Annotated in this window: 22 protein-coding genes; 9 read left to right on the top strand and 13 right to left on the bottom strand. The window is 62.4% G+C overall.

Features of this window, described 5'->3' with window-relative positions:
* Positions 1-23 precede the first annotated feature (23 nt).
* Positions 24-1,049 (top strand): tRNA (adenosine(37)-N6)-threonylcarbamoyltransferase complex transferase subunit TsaD, encoded by a 1,026-nt coding sequence (gene tsaD / locus TO66_RS28515; protein WP_044465380.1) that lies wholly within the window; start codon positions 24-26, stop codon positions 1,047-1,049.
* Positions 1,050-1,088: 39 nt separating this feature from the next.
* Here tsaD and plsY read toward each other — a convergent pair whose 3' ends face one another.
* Positions 1,089-1,658, bottom strand: coding sequence for a glycerol-3-phosphate 1-O-acyltransferase PlsY (gene plsY / locus TO66_RS28510; RefSeq protein ID WP_044465379.1), 570 nt, complete (start codon positions 1,656-1,658; stop codon positions 1,089-1,091).
* 74 nt (positions 1,659-1,732) lie between these two features.
* On the opposite strand from plsY, the gene folB reads away from it, so the two are divergent.
* Both folB and folK read left to right on the top strand, forming a co-directional pair.
* The gene (folB, locus tag TO66_RS28505) at positions 1,733-2,086 is read left to right on the top strand and encodes a dihydroneopterin aldolase (protein ID WP_044465378.1); all 354 of its coding nucleotides are present in this window, start codon (positions 1,733-1,735) and stop codon (positions 2,084-2,086) included.
* A complete protein-coding gene (gene folK, locus TO66_RS28500; RefSeq protein ID WP_044465377.1) occupies positions 2,077-2,595 on the top strand; it encodes a 2-amino-4-hydroxy-6-hydroxymethyldihydropteridine diphosphokinase in 519 nt (172 codons plus the stop codon). Before folB ends, folK begins: the two co-directional genes overlap by 10 nt.
* Positions 2,596-2,658: 63 nt before the next feature.
* On the opposite strand, the gene TO66_RS28495 is transcribed toward folK, so the two are convergent.
* From TO66_RS28495 to TO66_RS28445, 11 genes are all read right to left on the bottom strand, one after another.
* The gene (locus tag TO66_RS28495) at positions 2,659-3,888 is read right to left on the bottom strand and encodes a multifunctional CCA addition/repair protein (protein WP_044465376.1); all 1,230 of its coding nucleotides are present in this window, start codon (positions 3,886-3,888) and stop codon (positions 2,659-2,661) included.
* Between the two features lie 65 nt (positions 3,889-3,953).
* Positions 3,954-5,516 carry a SpoVR family protein gene (locus TO66_RS28490; RefSeq protein ID WP_044465375.1) on the bottom strand — a complete coding sequence of 521 codons (1,563 nt, stop codon included), beginning with the start codon at positions 5,514-5,516 and terminating at the stop codon, positions 3,954-3,956.
* The gene (locus TO66_RS28485) at positions 5,513-6,784 is read right to left on the bottom strand and encodes a YeaH/YhbH family protein (RefSeq protein ID WP_044465374.1); all 1,272 of its coding nucleotides are present in this window, start codon (positions 6,782-6,784) and stop codon (positions 5,513-5,515) included. Before TO66_RS28485 ends, TO66_RS28490 begins: the two co-directional genes overlap by 4 nt.
* Before the next feature lie 179 nt (positions 6,785-6,963).
* A complete protein-coding gene (locus tag TO66_RS28480; RefSeq protein ID WP_025807357.1) occupies positions 6,964-8,886 on the bottom strand; it encodes a PrkA family serine protein kinase in 1,923 nt (640 codons plus the stop codon).
* A gap of 296 nt (positions 8,887-9,182) precedes the next feature.
* Entirely contained in the window at positions 9,183-9,512 is a 330-nt protein-coding gene (gene glpE / locus TO66_RS28475) for a thiosulfate sulfurtransferase GlpE (RefSeq protein ID WP_044465373.1), read from the bottom strand.
* 32 nt (positions 9,513-9,544) lie between these two features.
* Positions 9,545-10,426 (bottom strand): symmetrical bis(5'-nucleosyl)-tetraphosphatase, encoded by an 882-nt coding sequence (locus TO66_RS28470; protein WP_044465372.1) that lies wholly within the window; start codon positions 10,424-10,426, stop codon positions 9,545-9,547.
* Positions 10,426-10,806 (bottom strand): Co2+/Mg2+ efflux protein ApaG, encoded by a 381-nt coding sequence (apaG, locus tag TO66_RS28465; RefSeq protein WP_044465371.1) that lies wholly within the window; start codon positions 10,804-10,806, stop codon positions 10,426-10,428. Before apaG ends, TO66_RS28470 begins: the two co-directional genes overlap by 1 nt.
* A 123-nt stretch (positions 10,807-10,929) precedes the next feature.
* Positions 10,930-11,748 (bottom strand): 16S rRNA (adenine(1518)-N(6)/adenine(1519)-N(6))-dimethyltransferase RsmA, encoded by an 819-nt coding sequence (gene rsmA, locus TO66_RS28460; protein WP_044465370.1) that lies wholly within the window; start codon positions 11,746-11,748, stop codon positions 10,930-10,932.
* Entirely contained in the window at positions 11,745-12,734 is a 990-nt protein-coding gene (gene pdxA / locus TO66_RS28455) for a 4-hydroxythreonine-4-phosphate dehydrogenase PdxA (RefSeq protein WP_044465369.1), read from the bottom strand. The genes rsmA and pdxA overlap by 4 nt, the downstream gene beginning before the upstream one ends.
* Positions 12,731-14,047, bottom strand: a complete 1,317-nt coding sequence (surA, locus tag TO66_RS28450; RefSeq protein WP_148558613.1) for a peptidylprolyl isomerase SurA — start codon at positions 14,045-14,047, stop codon at positions 12,731-12,733. Before surA ends, pdxA begins: the two co-directional genes overlap by 4 nt.
* Entirely contained in the window at positions 14,028-16,853 is a 2,826-nt protein-coding gene (locus TO66_RS28445) for an LPS-assembly protein LptD (protein ID WP_044465367.1), read from the bottom strand. Before TO66_RS28445 ends, surA begins: the two co-directional genes overlap by 20 nt.
* Before the next feature lie 130 nt (positions 16,854-16,983).
* On the opposite strand from TO66_RS28445, the gene TO66_RS28440 reads away from it, so the two are divergent.
* The 3 genes from TO66_RS28440 to TO66_RS28430 are packed head-to-tail and all read left to right on the top strand — an operon-like array spanning position 16,984 to position 19,446.
* Complete coding sequence (locus TO66_RS28440) at positions 16,984-18,009, top strand: aminoglycoside phosphotransferase family protein (RefSeq protein WP_044465366.1); 1,026 nt, start codon at positions 16,984-16,986, stop codon at positions 18,007-18,009.
* Positions 18,006-18,680 (top strand): N-acetylmuramate alpha-1-phosphate uridylyltransferase MurU, encoded by a 675-nt coding sequence (gene murU, locus TO66_RS28435; RefSeq protein ID WP_044465365.1) that lies wholly within the window; start codon positions 18,006-18,008, stop codon positions 18,678-18,680. Before TO66_RS28440 ends, murU begins: the two co-directional genes overlap by 4 nt.
* Position 18,681: 1 nt before the next feature.
* Complete coding sequence (locus tag TO66_RS28430) at positions 18,682-19,446, top strand: TerB family tellurite resistance protein (RefSeq protein WP_044465364.1); 765 nt, start codon at positions 18,682-18,684, stop codon at positions 19,444-19,446.
* Positions 19,447-19,509: 63 nt separating this feature from the next.
* On the opposite strand, the gene TO66_RS28425 is transcribed toward TO66_RS28430, so the two are convergent.
* Positions 19,510-20,505 (bottom strand): alpha/beta hydrolase family protein, encoded by a 996-nt coding sequence (locus tag TO66_RS28425; protein ID WP_044465363.1) that lies wholly within the window; start codon positions 20,503-20,505, stop codon positions 19,510-19,512.
* A gap of 72 nt (positions 20,506-20,577) precedes the next feature.
* Here TO66_RS28425 and TO66_RS28420 point away from each other — a divergent pair, with 72 nt between their 5' ends.
* The 3 genes from TO66_RS28420 (at position 20,578) to TO66_RS28410 (ending at position 24,995) form a co-directional block, all read left to right on the top strand.
* Positions 20,578-22,971, top strand: coding sequence for a PAS domain S-box protein (locus tag TO66_RS28420; RefSeq protein WP_044465362.1), 2,394 nt, complete (start codon positions 20,578-20,580; stop codon positions 22,969-22,971).
* A 45-nt stretch (positions 22,972-23,016) separates the two neighbouring features.
* Positions 23,017-23,646 (top strand): response regulator transcription factor, encoded by a 630-nt coding sequence (locus tag TO66_RS28415; RefSeq protein WP_044465361.1) that lies wholly within the window; start codon positions 23,017-23,019, stop codon positions 23,644-23,646.
* A 224-nt stretch (positions 23,647-23,870) separates the two neighbouring features.
* On the top strand, positions 23,871-24,995 hold the full coding sequence (locus TO66_RS28410) for an ABC transporter ATP-binding protein (protein ID WP_044465360.1): 1,125 nt from the start codon (positions 23,871-23,873) through the stop codon (positions 24,993-24,995).

Genomic DNA, 24,995 nt, shown 5'->3' with positions numbered 1-24,995 from the left:
TAGCCTCTACAAGGCGCAAGCCCATGCTAGTACTGGGATTAGAAACCTCCTGCGACGAAACCGGCGTCGCGCTTTACGACAGCGAGCGCGGCCTGTTGGCCGATGCGCTGTTCAGTCAGATCGACCTGCATCGGGCCTATGGCGGCGTGGTGCCGGAGCTGGCCTCCCGAGACCATGTCAAGCGCATGCTGCCTCTGATCCGCCAGGTGCTGGCCGAGGCGGACTGTGTGCCGACCGAAATCGATGCCATCGCCTATACCGCCGGCCCCGGCCTGGTCGGCGCCCTGCTGGTGGGGGCCTCCTGCGCCCAGGCGCTGGCCTTCGCCTGGGGTATCCCGGCGTTGGGCGTGCACCACATGGAAGGCCACTTGCTGGCCCCGATGCTGGAAGAACAGCCTCCAGAGTTTCCATTCGTCGCTCTGCTGGTTTCGGGCGGTCATACGCAGCTGGTGCGGGTCGATGGCATCGGCCAGTACGAGCTGATGGGCGAGACTCTGGATGACGCCGCTGGCGAAGCCTTCGACAAGACCGCGAAAATGATCGGCCTGAATTATCCGGGTGGCCCGGAAATCGCGCGGCTGGCTGCGCAAGGCGTGGCCGGACGTTTCGTTTTTCCGCGGCCGATGACCGATCGCCCGGGGCTGAATTTCAGCTTCAGCGGCCTGAAAACCTTTGCCCTGAACACCTGGCAACAGTGTGTCAGCGCTGGGGACGACGGCGAGCAAACCCGTTGCGACATCTCGCTCGCCTTCCAGCAGGCGGTGGTGGAAACTTTGACCATCAAATGCAAGCGTGCGCTAAAGCAGGCAGGTCTCAAACGTCTGGTAATAGCCGGCGGCGTGAGCGCCAACAAGGCGCTGCGTGCGTCGTTGGAGAAGATGCTGGGCGATATGAAGGGCAATGTGTTTTACGCCCGCCCCGAGTTCTGCACAGACAACGGGGCAATGATCGCTTTCGCCGGTTGCCAGCGGCTGCAGGCTGGCCAGCAGGAAAGCCTGGCTATCAGCGTGCAGGCGCGTTGGCCGATGGAGCAATTGTTGCCGTTGTAGGAGCGTGTGGGTCGGCCTGGTCCTGAGGCATCTAAAGATTCAGAAGTGGCGTTCGCGCCCGGCAAACAGGTCGCGTAGATTGCCCCGGTGGCGCCAGACGATCAGCAGTGTCAGCACGCTCATCGGCAGCAGCGCCGCCGGTGCCTGCCAGGCCAGCAATGGCAGGGTCAGAGGGGTGGCGATCAGGGCCGCCAGGGAGCTGGTGCGGGTCAGGTAGAAGGTCAGGGCCCAGGCGCTAAGGGCCAGGAGTGCGGCCGGAGGATAAAGCCCCAGCAGCATGCCGGCGGCGGTGGCAACGCCCTTGCCGCCGCGAAAGCGGAAGTACACCGGAAACAGATGGCCCAGTACGGCGTAAAGCCCGACCCAGGCCTGTTGTTGGAGCGAAAGGCCTGCGAGACTGGCCAGCAGCACAGGCAGCAGGCCCTTGAGCAGGTCGCCGAGCAGGGTCAGAACGGCGAGTTTCTTGCCGGCCAGGCGCAGCATGTTGGTGGCGCCGGCATTGCCCGAGCCACTCATTCGCGGATCGGGGTTACCGGTCAGGCGGCTGAGCAGGATGGCGAAGGACAGCGAGCCGAGCAGGTAGGCGAAGATCGCCAGTAACCAAAACATGCTAACTATTCCGGGCGAGGACGCCCTGATTCTAACGGCGCATTGCGCCCTTGTCGTGCTGCGGAGAAGAGTGCTTGGACAGAGTGTTTATCGAAGGCCTGGAAGTCGACACGGTGATCGGTGCCTACGACTGGGAGCGAGGCATCCGCCAGTGTCTGCGCCTTGACCTGAGCTTCGCCTGGGACAACCGCCCGGCTGCGGCGGGCGACGACCTGACCCTGGCCCTCGACTATGCCAGCGTGTCTTCGCGGATCCAGGCATTTGCCGAAGAGGCGCAGTTCCAGTTGGTGGAAACCTTCGCCGAGCGTCTGGCCGAAGTGTTGATGAGCGAGTTCCAAATCCTCTGGTTGCACCTCAAGCTGACCAAGCCAGGTGCCGTCGCGGCGGCCAAAGGTGTTGGCGTGGAGATCGAGCGCGGATGTCGCTAACTCAGGTTTTCCTTGGGCTCGGCAGCAATATCGAGCGCGAAACCCATTTGCTGGCCGGGCTCGACGCCTTGGCTGGTTTTCTCCTGGACATGCGCTGCTCGGCGGTGTTCGAAAGCCAGCCGGTCGGCATCAAGAGCGGGCCGTTTTTCAACCTGGTGGTGTCGGCGTTCACCGACCTGCCGTTGATGGAACTGGACCGGCGATTGAAGTTCATCGAGGCGGATAACGGTCGTTATGCGCCCGACCGCAAGGGGTTGCCGCTGGATATCGACGTGCTGCTTTACGGCGACCTTGTAGGCAACTTCGACGGTTTGATCCTGCCGCGCGCCGAGATCCTGAAGAACGCCTTTGTGCTTTGGCCGTTGTCGCTGATGGCTCCCGAGCGGGTGCACCCGTTGGCGGGGCAGGATTTTGCGACCCTGTGGCGGGAGGCCCGGATCGATCAGGTGCTGGCGCCCGTAGCGTTCGAGTGGCGGGGCAGGCAACTGACACCACCGGGATTGGAATAGGCTCCGACCGGATCCTGTCGTGGGCAAGCTCTCTCCTCTGGGAGACGAGTTTGCCCACGCTATTCACTGCGAATGTTGTTCCTTGTAGGCCTTCAGCGCCTTCTGTCGCTCCCGCTTCAGTGCTTCTCCCAGTTCGGGCCCTTTGAACCCCTGCTCCAGCAGCGGTTGGACCGCCACCGTTCGCGCCGCGAGAGCTGCGCCACGCAGGTAGTCCGCCTGGGGATAAGCCCGGTCTTCCAGCCCCAGGCGACCGCGTGCGTCCATTTCACATGCAGCGATGAACTCCTCGAAGCGCTGGGGTCGACGATAAACGTCGAAACTCTGCAGCAGCTCCGCCAAGGTCGAGGGTTTGAGCTCGAGCGCGCGATGACCGTGGGTGTGGTATTGCCCGACCAGCAGTGCCAGTTCCTGGCAGTCGCGGGGCGCCCTGAAGCGCTCGTTGACGCGCTTTATCAGCTCCAGCCCCTTATGTTCGTGCGCGATATGGCGTGGCCATTCGCTGGGTGGCGTCAAGCCCTTGCCCAGGTCGTGCAGCAGGCAGGCCCAGCGCACATTCAACGGCTGTTTGTGCAAGGCCGACTGTTCCAGGACGCTCAGGGTATGCACGCCACTGTCGATCTCGGGGTGGTGGGCGGCGGGCTGTGGAACGCCGAACAGTGCGTCCACTTCTGGTAGCAGGACCTTGAGTGCGTCGCAGTCGCGCAGTACCTGGATGAATACGTGCGGATGGTCTTCCATCAGGGCGCGAGAGATTTCTTTCCAGCTGCGCTCCGGTGTCAGGGCTTCGAGCTCGCCCGATTCGCTGAGCTGGCGCATCAGCTCGAGGGTCTCTTCGGCCACTTGGAAACCGAGCCCGGCATAGCGGGCTGCAAAGCGGGCAACGCGCAGGACCCGCAGGGGATCTTCCGCGAATGCCGGGGAAATGTGACGCAGCAGGCGTTTTTCCAGATCCTGCTGGCCATGATAGGGGTCCGTCAGGACGCCTTGGTCGTCTTCGGCCATGGCATTGATCGTCAGATCGCGACGGATCAGGTCTTCTTCGAGGGTGACCTCGGGGCTGGCATGGAAGGTGAAGCCGCCATAACCGCGACCGCTCTTGCGCTCGGTGCGGGCCAGGGCGTATTCCTCGCCGCTCTTGGGGTGAAGGAAGACTGGAAAGTCCGAGCCCACCGGGCGAAAGCCCTGGGCGAGCATCTCCTCGGTCGTGGCACCGACGACCACCCAGTCGACATCGGTGACCGGTTTGCCCAGCAGGCGATCGCGCACGGCACCGCCGACCTTGTAAATCTGCATAAAAAACCTCCGTTAGCTCGACAGAATAACCCTTGTGTCGCGCTCACGGAGGTTTTGTCATGCGCTCAGAGGTGAATGACCGCCAGGTCCAGGCGACCGTAATCTCCTTCGTTGTGTTCGCTTTTCGGTGGGACATGATGGGTCTTCATCACCTGCTCGCCCTGCAGGGTTTCCAGATGGATGTCGAAGCCCCAGAGACGATGCAGGTGCTTGAGCACCTCGTCGGTGGAGTCGCCCAGGGGTTTGCGGTCGTGCTGCTGGTGGCGCAGGGTCAATGAGCGATCGCCGCGTCTGTCGATGCTCCAGATCTGCACGTTGGGTTCCCGGTTGCCCAGGTTGTACTGGGCCGCCAGGGTTTCGCGGATGATCCGGTAACCGCTCTCGTCATGGATGGCCGGCACCAGCAGGTCGTCTTTCTGGTCGTCGTCCAGGATGCTGAACAGCTTGAGGTCGCGGATGACCTTGGGCGAGAGGTACTGCAGGATGAAGCTTTCGTCCTTGAAGCTGCTCATCGCGAATTTCACGCTGGAAAGCCAGTCGGTGCCGGCCAGCTCCGGGAACCAGCGCCGGTCTTCCTCGGTCGGCTCTTCGCAGATGCGCCGGATATCCCGGTACATGGCAAAGCCCAGGGTGTAGGGGTTGATGCCATTGTAATAAGGGCTGTCGAAGCCGGGCTGGAACACCACGCTGGTGTGAGAGGCGAGGAATTCCATCATGAAGCCGTCGGTTACCAGGCCCTCGTCATACAGGTCATTCATCAGGGTGTAGTGCCAGAAGGTCGCCCAGCCTTCGTTCATCACCTGGGTCTGGCGCTGCGGGTAGAAATACTGGGCGATCTTGCGCACGATCCGCACGATTTCCCGCTGCCAGGGTTCCAGCAGCGGCGCGTGCTTCTCGATGAAGTACAGGATGTTCTCCTGGGGTTCGGCGGGGAAGCGTGCGTTGTCCTTGTCGCTGAATTTGTCCGTGCCCTTGGGAATGGTGCGCCACAGATCGTTGATCTGTTTCTGCAAGTGTTCTTCGCGGTCCTTCTGCCGGCGCCGTTCTTCCTCCGCGGAAATCGGATAGGGGCGTTTGTAGCGATCCACGCCGTAGTTCATCAGGGCGTGGCAGGAGTCGAGCAGGTCTTCCACGGCATCGATTCCGTGGCGCTCCTCGCACTGCATGATGTACTGCTTGGCGAACACCAGGTAGTCGATGATCGAGCTGGCGTCCGTCCAGGTGCGGAACAGATAGTTGCCTTTGAAGAAGCTGTTATGGCCATAGCAGGCATGGGCCACCACCAGGGCCTGCATGCAGATGGTGTTTTCCTCCATCAGGTAGGCGATGCACGGGTCCGAGTTGATCACGATCTCGTAGGCCAGGCCCATCTGGCCGCGGCTGTAGGACTTTTCAGTGCTAAGGAAGTGCTTGCCGTAGGACCAATGGTGATAACCCAGGGGCATGCCAACGGATGCGTAGGCATCCATCATCTGCTCGGCGGTGATCACCTCGATCTGATTGGGGTAGGTATCCAGGGCATAACGCGCCGCGATACGGCTGATTTCGCGGTCGTAGGCCTGGATCAGCTCGAAGGTCCATTCCGAGCCGGTGGAAAGGGGCTGGCGTTTCTGCTCTCTGGCGGTCATGTCACTAACCTGCGCTGGAAGAGTTCACGGAAGACCGGATAGATATCTCCGGCCGAGACCAGTTGCTGTTGGGCAAAAGTGTCGGAAAAGGCTTCAGCGATGCGTTCGTACTCGAACCACAGGGCCTGATGTTCGCGGGGGGTAATCTCCACGTAAGTGTAGTACTGCACGAAAGGCATGATCTGGTTGATCAGGATGTCCCGGCAGATTGGCGAGTCGTCGTTCCAGTTGTCGCCGTCGGAAGCCTGGGCGGCGTAGATGTTCCACTCGTTGCTTGGATAACGCTCCGCCATGATCTCCTGCATCAGCTTCAGGGCGCTGGAGACGATGGTGCCGCCGGTTTCCCGGGAGTAGAAGAATTCCTCCTCGTCCACTTCGCGCGCACTGGTGTGGTGGCGAATGAATACCACGTCGATCTTGTCGTAGTTACGCTTGAGGAACAGGTAAAGGAGGATGAAAAAGCGCTTGGCGATATCCTTGGTCGCCTGCGTCATGGAGCCGGATACGTCCATCAGGCAGAACATCACCGCCTTGGAGCTCGGGTTGGGCTGCTTGATCAGCAGGTTGTACTTGAGGTCGAAGGTGTCGAGGAATGGCACCCGGTGGATACGCGCGCTGAGCCGCTCGATTTCCGCTTCCATTTCCTGGATATCGCCGAAGTTGTCCGGTTCTTCGCGTCTCAGCCGTTCCAGTTCCTCCTTGACCTCGCGCAGCTTCGCCCGGCTGCTGCCGGAAAGGGCGATACGTCGGGCATGGGCCGAGCGCAGGGTGCGGATGATGTTGATCCGTGAGGGATTGCCTTCGTTGCTGATCCCGGCGCGGACGGTCTTGAAGGTATCGGTTCCACTCAGGTTGCGTTTGACCAGGTTCGGCAGTTCCAGGTCCTCGAACATGAACTCGAGGAACTCCTCCTGGGTGATCTGGAAGACGAACTCGTCCATGCCTTCGCCGGAATTGCCGGCCTTGCCACGACCGCCCCCGCCACCTCCGCCTTGAGGGCGCGCAATGTGCTCGCCGGCGGTGAACTCCTTGTTTCCCGGGTGCACCACGGTCTGCTTGCCGCCGCGCCCGTGGTGGAGCACCGGTTCATCGATATCCCGTCCCGGGATGCTGATTTGTTCGCCATGCTCCATGTCGGTGATGGAGCGGCGGCTGACCGCCTCTTCGACGGCCTTCTTGATGTGATCACGGTAGCGCCGCAGGAACCGCTGGCGGTTTACCGTGCTCTTGTTCTTGCCATTGAGACGTCGGTCGATCACATAACTCATGACTGCTCCTTAGAAGCGGTCTTGAAGCTCGCGAGCGGGCCGGACGGGGTGAGGACGACATGCCGCCCTGTACTCTGCCCGAACCTCGCTGCGGACATTCAAACGCGCTTCCTGAAGCCTGTGTAGCAGAAATCGCCAAGACAGGCTCCTGGCTGACGACAACCGGTGCAACCGGCGGGTTACTGCGATTTTCTGACCCGCAGATACCACTCGGACAGCAGTCGTACCTGTTTGTCGGTGTAGCCGCGCTCGACCATTCGAGTAACGAAGTCGTTGTGTTTCTGTTGGTCCTCCTTGCTGGCCTTGGCATTGAAGCTGATGACCGGGAGCAGGTCCTCGGTGTTGGAGAACATTTTCTTCTCGATGACCACCCGCAGTTTTTCGTAGCTGAGCCAGGTCGGGTTCTTGCCGTTGTTGTTGGCCCGGGCGCGCAATACGAAATTGACGATCTCGTTGCGGAAGTCCTTCGGATTGCTGATACCCGCCGGTTTCTCGATTTTTTCCAGCTCTTCGTTGAGCGCCACTCGATTGAGGATCTCGCCGGTTTCCGGATCGCGGTATTCCTGGTCCTGGATCCAGAAGTCCGCGTAAAGCACATAGCGATCGAAGATGTTCTGGCCGTACTCGCTGTAGGACTCCAGGTAGGCGGTCTGGATTTCCTTGCCGATGAACTCGATATAGCGCGGAGCCAGGTACTCCTTGAGGAAGCGCAGGTAGCGTTCGCGGGTCTCGGCCTGGAACTGTTCCTGTTCGATCTGCTGTTCGAGCACGTAGAGCAGGTGCACCGGGTTGGCTGCGATTTCGTGAGGGTCGAAGTTGAAGACTTTCGACAGGATCTTGAAGGCGAAGCGAGTCGAGAGACCGTTCATGCCTTCATCGACGCCGGCGGCGTCGCGGTATTCCTGGATCGACTTGGCCTTCGGATCGGTGTCCTTGAGGTTCTCGCCGTCATACACGCGCATTTTTGAATAGATGTTCGAGTTCTCCGGCTCCTTGAGGCGCGAGAGCACGGTGAACTGAGCGAGCATCTTCAGGGTGTCGGGTGCGCAATGCGCTCTGGACAGCGAGCTGTTGAACAGCAGTTTGTCGTAGATTTTGACTTCGTCGCTGACCCGCAGGCAGTACGGGACCTTGACGATATAGATCCGGTCGATGAAGGCTTCGTTGTTCTTATTGTTGCGGAAGGTGTGCCATTCCGATTCGTTGGAGTGAGCCAGCAGGATGCCGGTGAACGGGATCGCCCCCAGCCCCTCGGTGCTGTTGTAGTTGCCTTCCTGGGTGGCTGTCAGCAATGGGTGCAGCACCTTGATCGGCGCCTTGAACATTTCCACGAATTCCATCAGACCCTGGTTGGCCCGGCACAATGCGCCCGAATAGCTGTAGGCGTCGGCGTCGTTCTGAGGAAACTCCTCCAGCTTACGGATATCGACCTTGCCGACGAGGGCGGAAATGTCCTGGTTGTTCTCGTCCCCCGGTTCGGTCTTGGCGACGGCGATCTGGTTGAGGATCGAAGGGTAGAGCTTGACCACCCGGAACTGGCTGATATCACCGCCGAACTCGGACAGGCGCTTGGTGGCCCAGGGCGACATGATGGTGTTCAGATAGCGCCGTGGAATGCCGAAGTCTTCCTCGAGGATCGCGCCATCTTCGGTGGCGTTGAACAACCCCAGTGGCGACTCGAATACCGGCGAGCCCTTGATGGCGTAGAAGGGCACCTTCTCGATCAGTTGCTTGAGTTTTTCGGCCAGGGAGGACTTGCCGCCGCCGACAGGGCCGAGCAGGTAGAGGATCTGTTTCTTCTCCTCCAGCCCCTGGGCGGCATGACGGAAGTAGGAGACGATCTGGTCGATGCATTCTTCCATGCCGTGGAAGTCTTCAAAGGCCGGATAACGACGGATCACCTTGTTGGAGAAGATCCGCGACAGCCTCGAGTTGGTCGAGGTATCCAGCAACTCCGGTTCGCCGATGGCCAGAAGCAGGCGTTCGGCGGCCGAGGCATAGGCGCTGCGGTCCTTTTTGCAGAGTTCCAGGTACTCCTGTAGCGAGAACTCTTCCTGGCGTGTGGATTCGAAGCGTTGTTGGAAGTGGCTAAAAATACTCATGACGTCACCTCGCTCGATACGTGGAGCCGACGTCGGATCAGTCAGTCAAGTGCTGGCATGCAACCAGGAATCCGGTTGCTGTTTACCCCCCAGAACACTTTCAAAGCTATCGACCTTGAAAGCTAGTACCGATGACCCGCACGCCGGTGTACCGGCTCTCCCCTGTTTGGATGGCCTGAGGCTAAGGATAGTTCGGAATCGGGGAGGTAAAGGTGGAATACGCGATTTGTTCAAGCAACCGTTCGTCGCCTGTGGCGCCAGCCCGCGAGTGACGCGGCCTGGCGCTCAGAAAAAAATTATTCGACGTTGCCTTGGGCTGTTTCTGCCGGATAGGTGGCCCGCCACAGTTCGAAACCGCCGTCCAGGCTGTAGACGTCGGAGAAACCCTGGCTGATCAGATAGGCCGCGGCATTCTGGCTGGAGTTGCCGTGGTAGCAGACCACCACCAGCGGTGCGTCGAGGTCGGCGTTGCGGATGAAGTCGGAGATGGAGTGATTGTCCAGGTGCGTGGAACCGCTGATGTGGTTCGAGGCAAAGGTCTGCGGGTCGCGGATGTCGACCACCACGGCGCCTTGCTCGCGCAATGCCTGGGCCTGTTCTGGGGGGATGCGTTTGTATTCGCTCATGGCGGGCTCCTGGGCCGGGTGGAAAGCGCAGTCTAGCGCTTGTTCCGGGTTGGCATGGATTCGGGAAGGGGTTGAGAGGCCTGGGCCTCGATGTGCCCGTGGGCATCGCACTGGCATGCCAGGCGTTGACCGGTATCGACGTTGAGCAGGGTCAGGGCGCCGCCCCAGACGCAGCCGGTGTCCAGGGCCAGGACGCCTGGCTCCTGGCATTTGCCTTCGAGGGCGGCCCAGTGACCGAAGATGATCTTTACATCCCGGGTCTTGCGCTCCTTGTGTTCGAACCAGGGGGCGTAGCCGGGCGGTGCGGTTTCCGGGCCTTCCTTGCCCTTGAGGTCGAGCTTGCCGTCGCTGGTGCAGAAGCGCATGCGGGTGAAATAGTTGGTGATGACCCGCAAACGAGTCACGCCTTTGAGGTCGCTGTCCCATTTCGTCGGATCGTTACCGTACATGCCGTCCAGGTAGGGTTCGAAGCGGTTGTCGTCGCGTAGCGCGTCCTCGACCTCGGCGGCGCATTTGAGGGCCTTTTTCAGTGACCACTGGGGGGGTATCCCGGCATGCACCAGGGCGACGTTGCGCTGTTCGTCGTAGTGCATCAGCTTTTGCTGGCGCAGCCACTGGAGCAGTTCTTCGCCATCCTCGGCGTTGAGGATTTCGCTCAGGGTATCGGCTTTCTTCAGGCGCTCGATGTTGCGCCAGGCGGCCAGCAGGTGCAGGTCGTGATTGCCCAGGACGCATACCAGGGAATCGCGCATGGCATACAGGAAACGCAGGGTTTCCAGGGATTGCGGGCCGCGGTTGACCAGGTCGCCGACCAGCCACAGGCAATCCTTGGCCGGGTCGAACGCGACCTTTTCAAGCAGGCACTGCAGGGGCTCCAGGCAACCTTGCAGATCGCCGACGGCGTAAGTCGTCATCAGTGCAGCGCTCCGGGCACGGCCAGGCGGAAGGGCGCGATGATGGCGTCGAAGTGCTTGCCGTCTTCGGCGAGCATCTGATAGCTGCCCTGCATATTGCCGACGCGGGTGGTCATGACCGTACCGCTGCTATAGGTATGGCTTTGGCCGGCGGCGATCAGCGGCTGCTGGCCAACCACGCCGGAACCGCGAACCTCCTCGACGTGCCCGTCGCCATCGGTGATCACCCAGTGCCGGGACAGCAGCTTGGCGGGCAGCAGGCCATTGTTCTGGACGGTGATGGTGTAGGCGAAGGCAAAGCGGTTCTGTTCGGGTTGCGACTGTTCGGCAAGGAAGCGGGTGACGACGCTGACGTCGACCTGGTAGCGAGGATCGGACATGCAAGGGGCCTTTAAAACAGAGCGGGACGCGGGACGAAGCTGATGGAGGTCAGTCTAGGCCAAGTATCGGGTAGTAAACCAGACGTGGGGCCTGGCGTCCTACCCGGTAGCGCGCGGAGCGTATCAGCTGGCGCTGGCGTTCCCCGCCGCTTGTTCGCTGAGCTTGTCGGCCAGGCGAACGAAGGCGGCCAGGTCCAGCTGTTCCGGGCGCAGGCTGCCGTCGACACCGGCGGCCTCGATCTCGGCGCTCGAGAGCAGCGCCTTGAGGGTGTTGCGCAGGGTCTTGCGGCGCTGGTTGAAGGCTTCGCGAACGATGCGCTCCAGCAGGCGATGATCCTTGGCCGGGTGCGGCAGCACGGCATGTGGCACCAGGCGCACGATCGCCGAGTCGACCTTCGGTGGCGGGTTGAACGCTCCGGGGCCGACGTTGAACAAGTGCTCCACGCGACAGTGGTACTGGACCATGATCGACAGACGGCCCCAGTCACCACCCCCCGGCCCCGCGGCGAGCCGCTCGACCACTTCCTTTTGCAGCATGAAGTGCATGTCGCGGATCAGCCCGGCGTTCTGCAAGAGGTGGAAGATCAGCGGGGTGGAGATGTTGTAAGGCAGGTTGCCGACCACGCGCAGGCTGCCGGGGGCGGCATTCAGGCTGTTGAAGTCGAACTTCAGGGCGTCGCCCTGATGCAGGCTGAAATTGTCCCGGCCGGCGAACTGCTGGTTGAGGATCGGCACCAGGTCCTTGTCCAGCTCGACCACATCCAGTTGGGCACCGCTGTTGAGCAGGCCCTCGGTCAGGGCGCCCTGGCCCGGGCCGATTTCCAGCATGCGGTCGCCGGACTTGGCGTTGATGGAGCGCAGGATGCGGTCGATCACGCCGGCGTCATGCAGGAAGTTCTGGCCGAAGCGCTTGCGCGCCCGGTGCTGGTATTGCTCGGTCATAAACGGGTCTCGGCCATCTGGTAGGCGGTTTCCAGGGCGACTTTGAGGCTGCCGGTATCGATCTTGCCGCTGCCGGCCAGATCCAGGGCGGTGCCGTGGTCCACCGAGGTACGGATGATCGGCAGGCCCAGCGTCACGTTGACCGCGGCGCCGAAACCTTTGTATTTCAGCACCGGCAGCCCCTGGTCGTGGTACATCGCCAGCACTGCATCGCAGTGCTCCAGATATTTGGGGGTAAACAGAGTGTCGGCGGGCAAGGGACCGCGCAGGTCCATGCCTTCGGTACGCAGACGCTCCAGGGTGGGTTCGATGATATCGATTTCTTCATGGCCCAGATGCCCGCCTTCGCCAGCATGCGGGTTGAGCCCGCAAACCAGGATGCGTGGCCGGGCGATGCCGAACTTGTTGCGCAGGTCGGCATGCAGGATGCGCGTGACCCGTTCCAGGCGGTCCGGGGTGATGGCGTCGGCGATGTCGCGCAAGGGCAGGTGAGTGGTCACCAGGGCCACACGCAGGCCATGGGTGGCCAGCATCATTACCACTTGTTCGGTCTGGGTCAGGTCGGCGAGAAACTCGGTATGGCCGGAAAAGGCAATGCCGGATTCGTTGATCACGCCTTTGTGCACCGGAGCGGTAATCATGCCGGCGAAATGCCCGTCCAGGCAGCCTTGGCCGGCCCGGGTCAGGGTTTCCAGGACGAACGCGGCGTTGGCCTTGTCCAGCTGGCCGGTCACGACCCGGGCCGCGAGCGGAGTGTCCCAGACATACAGGCTGCCAGCGGCGGCAGGCTGGTCCGGCCAGTTATCCGGGCCGACCTCGAGCAGGCTGACAGCCACTCCCAGCTGCGTGGCCCGCTCGGCGAGCAGGTCACGGCTGGTGATGGCAATCAGGGGATGTGGCTGTTGTTGCGAGGCGAGCAGCAGGCACAGGTCGGGGCCTATGCCGGCTGGCTCGCCGGGGGTGAGCGCGAAACGCTTGGGTTTCACTGCGCTGCCTGGTCGGCGCCAGGAAGTTTGATCTCGACGTAGGCTTCATCGCGAATCTGGCGCAGCCAGGTTTGCAGCTCTTCGTCGTATTTGCGGTTACGCAGCACGGTCATCGCCTGCTGTTCGCGAGCCTGGCTGGTGCTGTCGGTGGCGCGACGGCCCAGGACTTCCAGTACGTGCCAGCCATACGGGCTCTGGAACGGCTTGGACAGCTGGCCCTGTGGAGTCTTGGCCATGACTTCGCGGAACTCTGGCACCAGCGCATTCGGATCGACCCAGTTGAGGTCGCCACCGTTGAGAGCGGACCCCGGGTCTTCCGAGTAGCTTTTCGCCAGTTCGGCGAAGTCTTCGCCCGCTTCGATACGGTCGTAGAGCTTCTGCGCCAGGCGCTTGGTCTCTTCTTCGCTACGGATTTCGCTTGGCTTGATCAGGATATGGCGAACATGCACTTCGTCACGCACCTGATTACCGCCGCCGCGTTTTTCCAGCAGCTTCAGGATGATGAAGCCGCCTGGAGTGCGGGCCGGCTGAGTGATATCGCCAACAGACATGGCGCTCAGTTCGCGATCGAACGGTGGGGGCAGTTGCGCGGCTTTGCGCCAGCCCATGTCGCCGCCTTCCAGGGCGTTGTCGCTGCCGGAGCGGGCGATAGCCAGCTGGGCGAAGTCGGCGCCTTGCTTGAGCTGCTGGTAGATGTCCATGGCCTGGCGCGCGGCGCTCTGAATCGCTTCGGAGCTGGCGCTTTCCGGGGTTGGAATCAGGATATTGGCCAGGTGCAGTTCTTCGGACAGCTGCATCTTGCCCAGGTCCGAGGCGAGGAAGTTCTTCACTTCCTGCTCGGAAACCTGGATGCGCTCGGCAACACGACGCTGGCGCACGCGGCTGATGATCATCTCGCGGCGGATCTGCTCGCGGGCGTCCTGGTAGGACAGGCCGTCGCGGGCCAGGGCGGCACGGAACTGCTCCGGGGTCATGTTGTTGCGCTGGGCGATGGTGCCCACGGCCTGGTTCAGCTCTTCGTCGGTGATGCGGATGCCGGAACGATCGCCGATCTGCAGCTGCAGGTTCTCGACGATCAGGCGTTCCAGTACCTGCTGGTTCAGGACATCGGCCGGTGGCATGCCGCCGCCACGCTTGGCGATGGTTTGCTGCACTTCATGAACCCGCTGGTCCAGCTGGCTCTGCATGACCACGTCGTTATCGACGATGGCCACCACTTTGTCGATCGGCTGTACCGCGGCGTTGGCCGCGGTACCCAGGAACAGCGCGCCCAGCATCAGCGGGCGCAGACAATCAGAAAGCTTGGTCTTCACGTTCACGGTAACCTTGAATGCCTTTGTCGAGGAAGCTCTCTACCTTGGAGCCAGTGAGGCCGCCGAGTCCTTTCAGGACAATTTGAAGGAAGATGCCATGGTCGCCTTTCTCGTTCTGCGGGGCGTCTTGACTGAATTCGTCATACTTGACCCAGTAACGGTTGATCAGGCGCAGTTTCCAGCAGCAGTTGTCGTATTCGAAACCACCGAAGGCATCGAGGGTACGGTTGCGGTTGTAGTCGTACTGCCAGCGGCTGATCAGGTTCCATTGCGGCACGATCGGCCAGATCACCGAGAAGTCGTGCTGCTTGATCTTGTAGTAGTCCTTCACGTAGCCAGGCGTGCCAGGCGTACCGTAGTCGCCGCCGCCCACGGACCATTTGCCTGTCGTTTCGTCATAACGAACCAGGTCGTTGCGATAGCGGTAGCCGGCGTTGATAACTTTGTTCGGATTGTCTTCCGGCTGGTAGTGGAACATCGCACTGCCGGAACGAGGGCTGCGGCTGTCCGGATCCCAGTTGTATTCAGCGGTTGTGCGCCAGTCGCGGTTCCAGCGGTATTCGTATTCAAGCGCGTAAGGCGAAACGTTGGAGTGCGCGTCGTCTCGAGTTTTGGCGTCGATACCTGGCAACTGTACTTCGCGGTCCTTGAAGTACAAGGCCTGACCGACACTGATGCGCTGGCGTTGGAAGCCATTTTCTTCGATCCAGCGGTTGGTGATGCCCAGAGACAGTTTGTTCTCATCGCCTACGCGGTCGGAGCCAGTGAAACGATTGTCCCGGAACAGCGACGAGTAGTTGAAGGTGGTTTCGCCGGTATCGAAGACAGGGATGTCGCTCTGGTCTTTCTCTGGAACGTAGAGATAGTAGAGGCGTGGTTCCAAAGTCTGGCGATAGTTCTTGCCGAACCATTGGGTGTTGCGGTCGAAATACAGGCCGCTATCGATGCTGGCGATAGGTACGCCACGGTTTTGGTTGCGACTGTAAGTGCCGTCAAGCCGGTCCTGTTCCGAATTTTGCGCAGCTACCTGGTTCTTGCCTGTGCCGTCCAAATCCAGGTCGTACTGGGTGTATTGATACTTGAGGGACGGTTTCAGGAAGCCATAGGTCCAGTTAAGCGGAAGGCTTACGGATGGCGCGAGGTTGAGACGATCACCATTAGCGCGTGCCAGACCTCGAACATTGGTGTCTAGACGAGGAGTGCCTATTGATCCGTCCGCGTTCAGCGGCCCACCGTCTTTATCAATGTAGTTGCCGGTCTTGAGGTCTCGCTCAAACCGGACAACCTCGGACTCATATTGGAAATCCAGCCCGCCTGGATGTTGCGGCAAGAAACCATTCAGAGTGATTTGCGGCAAACGGTTGTAAGGCGTGACGTTCGAAACCGTGGCCAGCTCATAGGCCTGGAGATTGAGCCGCGCAGTGTAGGTATCACCGCGGTAGGTCACCGCCCCCTGCTGGTTGATGTAGTCGCGGCTTTCCACACCGATCTGGTCGCTCTGCAGATCCTGGAAGTAGTACGGATCGCTGATCTTGGTGTAGTCGACCTGCGTCATGACACGCGAATCGAGCCCGCCCTTGTGCTGCCAGTTGTACATGTAGCGGGTTTTTTCGTAGTCCGTCTGCAGCTTGCGGTCGTCGTTCTCGTCGTTGAGGTACGCCGCGCCGAACTGGCCTTCGCTGGACTTGGTCAGGTAGCGGAACTCGCCTTCCATCAACAGGCCGCGCTTGCTCATGTAGCGCGGGTACAAGGTGGCGTCGTAGTTCGGCGCCAGGTTGAAGTAGTACGGGGTGACCAGCATGAAGCCGGTATCGCTGCCGCTGCCGATGGTCGGCGGCAGGAAGCCGGACTGGCGACGGTCATCGATCGGGAAGTAGATGTACGGCGTGTACAGGATCGGGATGTCCTTGACGCGCAAGGTCACGTTGGTCGCGGTACCGAAGCCGGTCGCCGGGTTCAGGGTGATGTTGTTGCCCTTGAGCTGCCAGGCGTTGCTGCTCGGTTCGCACGTGGTGTACGTACCGTCCTTGAGGCGGATGATCGCGTTCTCGGCACGCTTGGCGTACAGCGCGTTACCGCGGATGCGCGACTTGTGCATCACGTATTCGGCGTTGTCGACCTTGGCTTCACCGGTGTCCAGCTGTACGTCGGCATGGTCGCCGACCATCAGGGTGCCGTTGTCGCGCAGGCGCACGTTGCCGCTCAGCTCGCCACGGTTCTCGGCCTGGTACAGGTTGGCCTCGTCGGCTTCGACCTGCATGCTGCCCTGGCGCATGACCACGTCACCGGCCAGGGTAGCGATCTGCTGCTCCTGCTGATAACGCGAGGCCTTGGCGCCGATAAAGGTCGGGGAGTCACTTTTATTCGTCTTGTCATTCATGCCAGGACGAATCGGTTCGATATAGGCACCAGCGCAGTAAGGACCGGTCTCGGCCAGTTGGGCGGCGGTGAGCTTCTCGCGCGGGACCCAGTCGAGGTGACTGTAGTCTTCGCTGCGGGATTTCAGGCCGCGGCCCTTGGCTTCGGTAACCAGCATCGGCTTGGCGCCGGTATCTGCGCTGGACTCGCCTTCTTCGGCCTTGGCAGCGCTGTTCGAACTGACCGCGCTGGCATCGTGCACGGGGCGCGGAGGCAGTTGAGCGGCGCTGGTTTTCGGCGCGCAGTCCCAGCCACCCGAAGCAGAGACTGAGCAGTCATACTGTTCCGCGGCGACCACGAACGAAGTGGCTAGGGGTTGCAGGGCCAGCAGACTGCCAGTAACCAGCAACGGAAATTTTTTACGAAACGCGGGGGATTTCAATGCCATCTTATTAGTCCGGGCTTCCTGCGTGCCATCTGCCCGCGGTGTGGGCCGCACGCCTCTCGATGGTCTGAAAAAGATGCTGGATAATAAAGCATGACCCGCTTGACGGCTAGGGCCGTCGGAGACCCTTGCAATGCCTGACCAAGATGTACGCTTGCAACACCTGAAAGTTTGGCTCGATGAACAGTTGTCGAATATTTATGCCTCCAACGGATGGGGCCCGGTGCCCCCGGCCACATTGACCGCAGCCAGCAGCGACGCGAGTTTCCGGCGGTATTTCCGCTGGGAAGGCGGGGGCCGCAGCTTTGTCGTGATGGATGCGCCGCCGCCCCGGGAAAACTGCAAACCCTTCGTGGATATCGCCCACCTGCTGGCGAAATCCGCGATCAATGTGCCGAAAATTTATGCCGAGGATTTGCCGCGCGGCTTTCTTTTGCTCAATGACCTGGGCAACAAGACCTATCTGGATGTGATCGACGGCGAGAATGCCGACGCCTTGTTCAAGGATGCCCTGGATGCCCTGCTGGCTTTCCAGCGCCTGCCGATGGAGGCGCCGCTGCCCAGCTATGACGTGGCCCTGCTGCGCCGCGAGCTGGAGTTGTTCCCCGAGTGGTACGTGGGGCGCGAGCTCGGCCTCCAATTGAATGAGCGGCAACAGTCGCAATGGCAGCGGGTCAGCGAGCTGCTGATCGACAGCGCCCTGGCCCAGCCCAAGGTGCTGGTGCATCGCGACTATATGCCGCGCAACCTGATGCTCAGCACCCCCAACCCCGGGGTGCTGGATTTCCAGGATGCGGTCTACGGCCCGGTGACCTATGACGTTACCTGCCTGTTCAAGGATGCGTTCCTCAGCTGGCCCGAGGCGCGGGTGCGTGGCTGGCTGCAAGATTACTGGCAACGGGCGGCCGGGCTCGGTATTCCGGTACAGCCGGTGTTCGAGGATTTCCTGCGCGCCAGCGACCTGATGGGCGTGCAGCGCCACCTCAAGGTGATCGGTATCTTCGCGCGGATCTGCCATCGCGATGGCAAGCCCCGGTACCTGGGCGATGTGCCACGTTTCTTCGCTTATATAGAAGCCGTCGTGGCACGCCGGCCGGAACTGGCGGAACTGGGTGAACTGCTGGCCAGCCTGCGGCAACCGGTCGGAGCCTGCGTATGAAGGCAATGATTTTGGCCGCGGGCAAGGGCGAACGGATGCGCCCCTTGACCCTGACCACCCCCAAGCCGCTGATTCGCGCCGCCGGGGTACCTTTGATCGAGTACCACCTGCGGGCACTGGCCCGCGCCGGTTTTACCGAGATCGTCATCAACCACGCCTGGCTCGGGCAGCAGATCGAAGACCACCTGGGCGATGGTTCGCGCTTTGGCTTGAGCATCCGCTATTCGCCGGAGAGCGAGCCGCTGGAAACCGGCGGCGGCATTTTCCGGGCCTTGCCTCTGCTGGGCGAGGAGCCGTTCCTGGTGGTCAATGGCGATATCTGGACCGACTACGACTTTGCCACCCTGCGTCGGCCCCTGGCCGGGCTCGCTCATTTGGTGATGGTGGACAACCCGGCGCACCATCCCACCGGCGGCGACTTCTGCCTGGACAACGGCCTGTTGCATGACGGCGAACCGGGGGCGTCGACCCTGACCTACAGCGGTATCTCGGTGCTGCACCCGCGGCTGTTCGAGCATTGCCGCGCCGGGGCATTCAAGCTTGCCCCGCTGTTGCGCGAAGCCATGGCGAAGGGGCTGGTCAGCGGCGAGCACATGCACGGGCAGTGGATCGATGTCGGTACGGTCGAGCGCCTGGCACAGGTTGAACATCTGCTAGAAGCGAGCCGCTGATATGTTGTGGCCAGGGACTCTGATCGGAGCCGGGGCTGGCTTTGCCATAGCCAGTATTCCGGGGGCCATGCTGGGCGCGTTGCTGGGACAGGCGCTGGACCGGCGCCTGCAACTGCATAACTGGGCCCAGGTACGTGAGCGGCTGGGCGGTCGCCCGGCGCTGCGCAACGATGAGCTGCTGTTCGTGCTGCTGGGGCGCCTGGCGAAAAGCGATGGCCGGGTAGTCGACGGGCATATCCAGCAGGCGCGCCTGGAAATGCGTTCGCTGGACATGAGCGAAGCCGCGCAGCGCCGGGCGATTGCCGCGTTCAACCGCGGCAAATCGGGCAACGACCGGTTGCGTGGCTATCTGCGCCGCCTGGCGACGCAGCCCCATGCGGCGGAGGGCGTGCTGCGTGCCTGCTGGCGGATGGTCTGGGCCGACGGCCGGGCCAGCGCCGCGGAGCGGGAGTTGATTCTGCTCTGGGGCAAATGGCTGGGCTGGACCACGCAGCAGGTGCAGGCGCTGGCGGCGGATTACGAGCCGAACAAGCGGCCGCTGACCAGCAGCGCTGCCTATCAGGAGGCCTTGCGCCTGTTGGGGGTTTCGGCGACCAGCGAGCCTTCGCAGATCAAGCGCGCCTATCGACGGCTGCTCAGCCGGCATCATCCGGACAAGATCGCCGGCAGCGGCGCCAGCCAGCTACAGGTGCGCGAAGCGACGGAAAAGACCCGCGAACTGCACAGCGCCTATGCGCTGATCCGCGAGCGTCGGGATTTTCGTTAAGGGAGGTGCTCCCCATCCGGGCCCCGGTTTTTGCGCAAGCATCGGGGCCGGATAGGGCAGGTTTCAGTCTTGTGGTTGCGGGCTCAGCCAGCCGCGGATGCGCCTGAACAATTGCTCGTTTTCCGCCTTGCCGTTGCCCGGCAGGGCGCTGAGCGAGATCTGGGTGAAGTTGCTGTTCTTTTGCCGCTTGCTCGCTTGCAGGCGCTCAAGCGCGCTCTTGCGAGCCTGTGCGCTGTCCTTGTAGAAAAAATCGGCGGTCGCCAGCTTCAGGGTGGGAGTCAGCTCGGCCAGGGCGGGAGTGCCTATGGCGGGCGTCTGCGCGGCTACCATGACCAGTTTGTGGATCTCCGGTGGTTGCTTCTCGCTCAGGTAGCGCGCGGCCCAGTAGGCGCCGCTGCCATGGCCGAGCAAGACGATGCTGCGGGCGTTCTGCTGCTGGGCATAGGTCACGGCGGCGTCGATCCGGGCGAAGATCCGCGCGGTATCGGCCTTGGCCTGTTCTTCGCTGCTTTCCACCACCGCGCGATCGGCCATCTCGGCTTCGCCGCCGGCGGCCTGTTCGATCGGTTTGGGCGCTGCCGTGGCGGCATCTTTGCTGCTAGTGTCGGTGGGGGCCGGCGCAGGTTCGGCTTCGACGATGCGTGGTTGTGCCGCGTCGCTTTGCAGGTCGGGCAGGGTCAGGCTCAGGCTGCTCCAGTCGGCATCCGGCAAGCGGTTGCGCAAGGGCGCGATCGCCTGGGGCCAGTCGGCGGTTTCGCCGGCGCCCGGGATGATGATCACCGCGCCCTTGGGATCGCTGGTGTTGGCCGGTTTCCACAGGGCCAGGAAGCTTTCGCTGCCGGCTTGCAGTGACTGTTGTTCGCTGGAGGGCAGGACGCGTTCCAGGGCCGCGGCGTCTTCCTGGCTACGCTCAGGGAGCGGCTGGCGCTCGGCAGGTTTTTCCGTGGCGGCCGGGTCCGTTGCGGTGGGTTCCGGGTCGGCGGCCTGCACCGAAAAGGCACAGGGCAGGATCAGCGACAGGCACAATGCGGGCAGTGCCGAGCGGTGGACAAGGGGCATCGGTAATTCCAGGCCAGAAATAATCCCGGCAGCCTAATGGGTTGGTCAGTATTTGTCAGTGTATGAGATTTCATGATGCGTCTTCGCTGCCTGCTGGTTATCGGCTGTATCTGTCTTCCCTTGATGGCCAGGGCCGCGCCTGCGCCGCATATGGCCCAGGCGCCGTTGAGCCCGGCGCAGCAGCAGTGGCTGGAGCGGCATCCGCAACTGCGGGTCGGGGTGGTGCTCCAGGCACCCTATGCCCAATACGATCGCCGGCTGCAGCGCTTGTCCGGGGTCAATGTCGAGTTGATGCAGTGGCTGGCCCAGGCGATGAAGGTCGAACTGAACTGGCGCCACTTCACCGACCAGGCGCAACTGGAAGCGGCGGTGCGTGCCGGCGAGATCGACATGGCCCCGGGCCTGACCCAGACCCCGGCCGGGTTGCGGCTGTGGCAGTTTTCCGATCCTTATATGCGCGTCCCGCAGTTGGTGGTCGGCGAGCGCAAGGGCGCCGGCACGGTGGAGCTGGAGAAACTCGACAGCCAGACCCGCGTGGCGGTACGCATGCCCAGCGCGGTGGCGGACTACCTGCGCATGACCTATTCCAACCTCAATCTGCAGGGCGTGCCCCTGGAACGCCAGGCCCTGCAATTGCTGCTCAGCCGGCAGGCGCGTTATGCGGTGATCGACGAGGCGCAGCTCAGCCGCTTGTCGGCGGAAGCGGAGTTCAGCGGCCTGGCGGTGGTAGGCGACATCGGCCTGCCACAACTGCTGAGGGTGGCGACCCGCCGCGATTGGCCGGAGCTGGCGGATATCGTGCAGCGCGCCTTGCACGGTATCGCGGCCAAGGACCTGGAGCAGTTGCACAATCGCTGGCTGCAACCCAAGTATCCGCGGCTGAGCGAGTCCCGCGGCTTCTGGCAGAACCTCAGCCTGCTGTTGGCGGTGCTGCTGGTGGCTGGCGTGGCGCTGGTCATCTGGCAGCGGCGTCAGCAGCAGGCGCTGGAACACCGGTTGCAGGCGACCCGCGAGGACCTCGCCCGGCGCGAGGCCAGTGAAGAAGCCTTGCGCCTGACCCAGTTCTCCATCGACCAGAGCACGGTGGGCATTCTCTGGGTCAACTGGGACAGCCATGTGCGCTACGCCAACCGCGCCGCCGAGAGCATGCTCGGGTATGCGCCGGGGGCGGTGCTCGGGCGACCGCTGATCGACTTCGAGCCGAACCTGCACATGGATCGCTGGCTTGGCCTGTGGAAGCGCGCCCGGGCCAGCGAGGAGGTGCCGCCGAGTTTCGAGACCCAGTGTGTCCGCGCCGACGGCAGCATCCTGCCGGCCGACGTGTCGTTGAGTTTCCTGCGCTTTCGCGACGGCGAGTACCTGGTGGTCTACCTCACGGATGTCACCGAGCGCCGTCGCGCCCTGGCCGCCCTGCAGGAGAGCGAGGCGCGGTTGCAGGGGATCGCCGCCAACGTGCCGGGGCTGGTGTTTCGCCTGGAGCGGGCGCCGGTGACCGGGCAGATCGACTTCGCCTATATCAGCGAGGGCAGCGAGAGCCTGGTGGGCTATTCCCCGGCGACCCTCAGCCACCGCGACATGGGGCTGCGCAGCCTGGTACACCCGGACGACAAGGCCAGTTATCACCAGACCCAGGATCATGCCCTGGACACCGACAGCGACTGGTCCTGGCAGGGGCGGATCCTGACCCGCCAGGGCGAGCAGCGCTGGGCGGAGATCAAGGCCATCACCCGCCGGCTCGACGACGGCGCCTATGTCTGGGATGGCATTGTCTGGGATATCAGCGAAAGCAAGCGGATCGAGCTGGAGCTGGCCAGCTCGCGGGAGCAGTTGCGCGAACTGTCGGCGCACCTGGAAAGCGTGCGCGAAGAGGAAAAGGCGCGTATCGCCCGGGAAGTGCACGACGAACTGGGCCAGATGCTCACTGTGCTCAAGCTGGAAACCTCCATGTGCGAACTGGCGTATGCCCAGCTCGACCCGGGGCTGCACGAGCGCTTGAACAGCATGAAGCGCTTGATCGCCCAGTTGTTCCAACTGGTGCGGGACGTGGCCACGGCCCTGCGTCCGCCGATTCTCGATGCCGGGATCGCCTCGGCGATCGAATGGCAGGCGCGGCGCTTCGAGGCACGCACGCAGATTCCCTGCCTGGTACAGGTGCCGGAGAATTTGCCGGTGCTCAGCGATGCCAAGGCCATCGGTCTGTTCCGCATCCTTCAGGAGGCGTTGACCAATGTGATGCGCCATGCCCAGGCGCATACTGTCGAACTGTCCCTGAGCCTCGAAGGCGACCGGTTGCGCATGACCATCAGCGACGACGGCCAAGGGTTCAAGCTCGAGGCGGGAAGGCCGACCTCCTTCGGCCTGGTGGGCATGCGCGAGCGGGTGCTGATCATGGGCGGCAACCTGAGCCTGGACAGCCATCCGGGCGAGGGCACCACCCTGAGCGTCACTGTCCCGCTGGACCTGTAGCCCTGCACCCGCAGCGATCATCACTAATAAAAAGAGGTACGAGCTTTGATCCGTGTACTGGTAGCCGAAGACCACACCATCGTCCGCGAAGGCATCAAGCAGTTGATCGGCCTGGCCAGGGACCTGACGGTGGCGGGGGAGGCGAGCAACGGCGAGCAGTTGCTGGAAACCCTGCGGCATGTGCCGTGCGAAGTGGTGCTGCTGGATATTTCCATGCCCGGGGTCAACGGCCTGGAGGCGATCCCGCGGATTCGCGCGTTGAACAATCCACCGGCGATCCTCGTGCTGTCCATGCATGACGAAGCGCAGATGGCGGCCCGGGCGCTGAAGGTGGGGGCGGCCGGTTATGCGACCAAGGACAGCGACCCGGCGCTGCTGCTGACGGCGATCCGCAAGGTCGCGGCGGGCGGTCGCTACATCGACCCGGAACTGGCGGACAGGATGGTCTTCGAGGTCGGGCTGACCGATACCCGGCCATTGCATTCGCTACTGTCCGAGCGCGAGTTCTCGGTGTTCGAGCGCCTGGCCCAGGGCGCGAACGTCAACGATATCGCCCAGCAGCTGGCCTTGAGCAGCAAGACCATCAGTACCCACAAGGCGCGGCTGATGCAGAAGCTCAACATCACCTCCCTGGCCGAGCTGGTGAAATACGCCATGGAGCACAAGCTGCTCTGACCGCCGGAGCCTTCATGCCCATTTGCGACATGCTTGCAGGCCGTTGGCCATGGGCTCTGTGAGAAGGGGGCCGGGACTTATCCAATCGCGCCATCCTTGTAGGGGGATTCCTACAAAGAACCTTCCATCCGGCTGAGGCCAATCTCTCATACCCCCCGATTTGCGCGGTCTGCGGCCTCCACTAGGCTTAGTCCACAGCCGTCAAAAAACAAAAAGGTGTGGGTATGAGCGAGGTCGATTCAAGCGCTGGGGCGAGTGATGTACTGGTCAGCTTTCGTGGCGTGCAAAAGAGCTACGACGGCGAAAACCTGATCGTCAAAGACCTCAACCTGGAAATTCGCAAAGGCGAGTTCCTTACCCTGCTCGGGCCGTCCGGCTCCGGCAAGACCACCAGCCTGATGATGCTGGCCGGCTTCGAGACCCCGACCGCCGGGGAGATCAAGCTGGCCGGCCGGGCCATCAACAACGTGCCGCCGCACAAGCGCGATATCGGCATGGTGTTCCAGAACTATGCGTTGTTCCCGCACATGACCGTGGCCGAGAACCTGGCCTTCCCGCTGTCGGTGCGCGGCTTGAGCAAGACCGATATCGGCGAGCGGGTCAAACGCGTGCTGAGCATGGTCCAGCTCGAATCCTTCGCCCAGCGTTACCCGGCGCAATTGTCCGGTGGCCAGCAACAGCGGGTGGCCCTGGCCCGGGCGCTGGTGTTCGAGCCGCAGCTGGTGCTGATGGACGAACCCCTCGGCGCGCTGGACAAACAGCTGCGCGAACACATGCAGATGGAAATCAAGCACCTGCACCAGCGCCTCGGCGTGACCGTGGTCTACGTGACCCACGACCAGGGCGAAGCCCTGACCATGTCCGACCGGGTGGCGGTGTTCCACCAGGGCGAGATCCAGCAGATCGCCCCGCCACGCACCCTTTACGAAGAGCCGAAGAACACCTTCGTCGCCAATTTCATCGGCGAGAACAACCGCCTCAACGGCCGCCTGCACAGCCACAGTGGCGACCGCTGCGTGGTCGAGCTGGGCCGTGGCGAGAAGGTCGAGGCGCTGGCGGTCAACGTCGGCCGGCCCGGCGAGCCGGTGACCCTGTCGATCCGTCCGGAACGCGTGAGCCTCAACGGCTCCAGCGAAAGTTGTGTCAACCGCTTCTCAGGGAGGGTGGCGGAATTCATCTATCTGGGCGACCACGTCCGGGTTCGCCTGGAAGTCTGTGGCAAGACCGACTTCTTCGTGAAACAGCCGATTGCCGAGCTCGATCCGGAGCTGGCGGTGGGCGATGTGGTTCCGCTCGGCTGGCAGGTCGAGCACGTGCGCGCGCTCGACCCACTTCTAGAGGCGCATTGA

Source organism: Pseudomonas sp. MRSN 12121 (genome assembly GCF_000931465.1).
Classification (GTDB): domain Bacteria; phylum Pseudomonadota; class Gammaproteobacteria; order Pseudomonadales; family Pseudomonadaceae; genus Aquipseudomonas.
The sequence above is the reverse complement of the archived record's forward strand: the minus strand, read 5'-3'. Positions and strand labels throughout refer to the sequence as shown.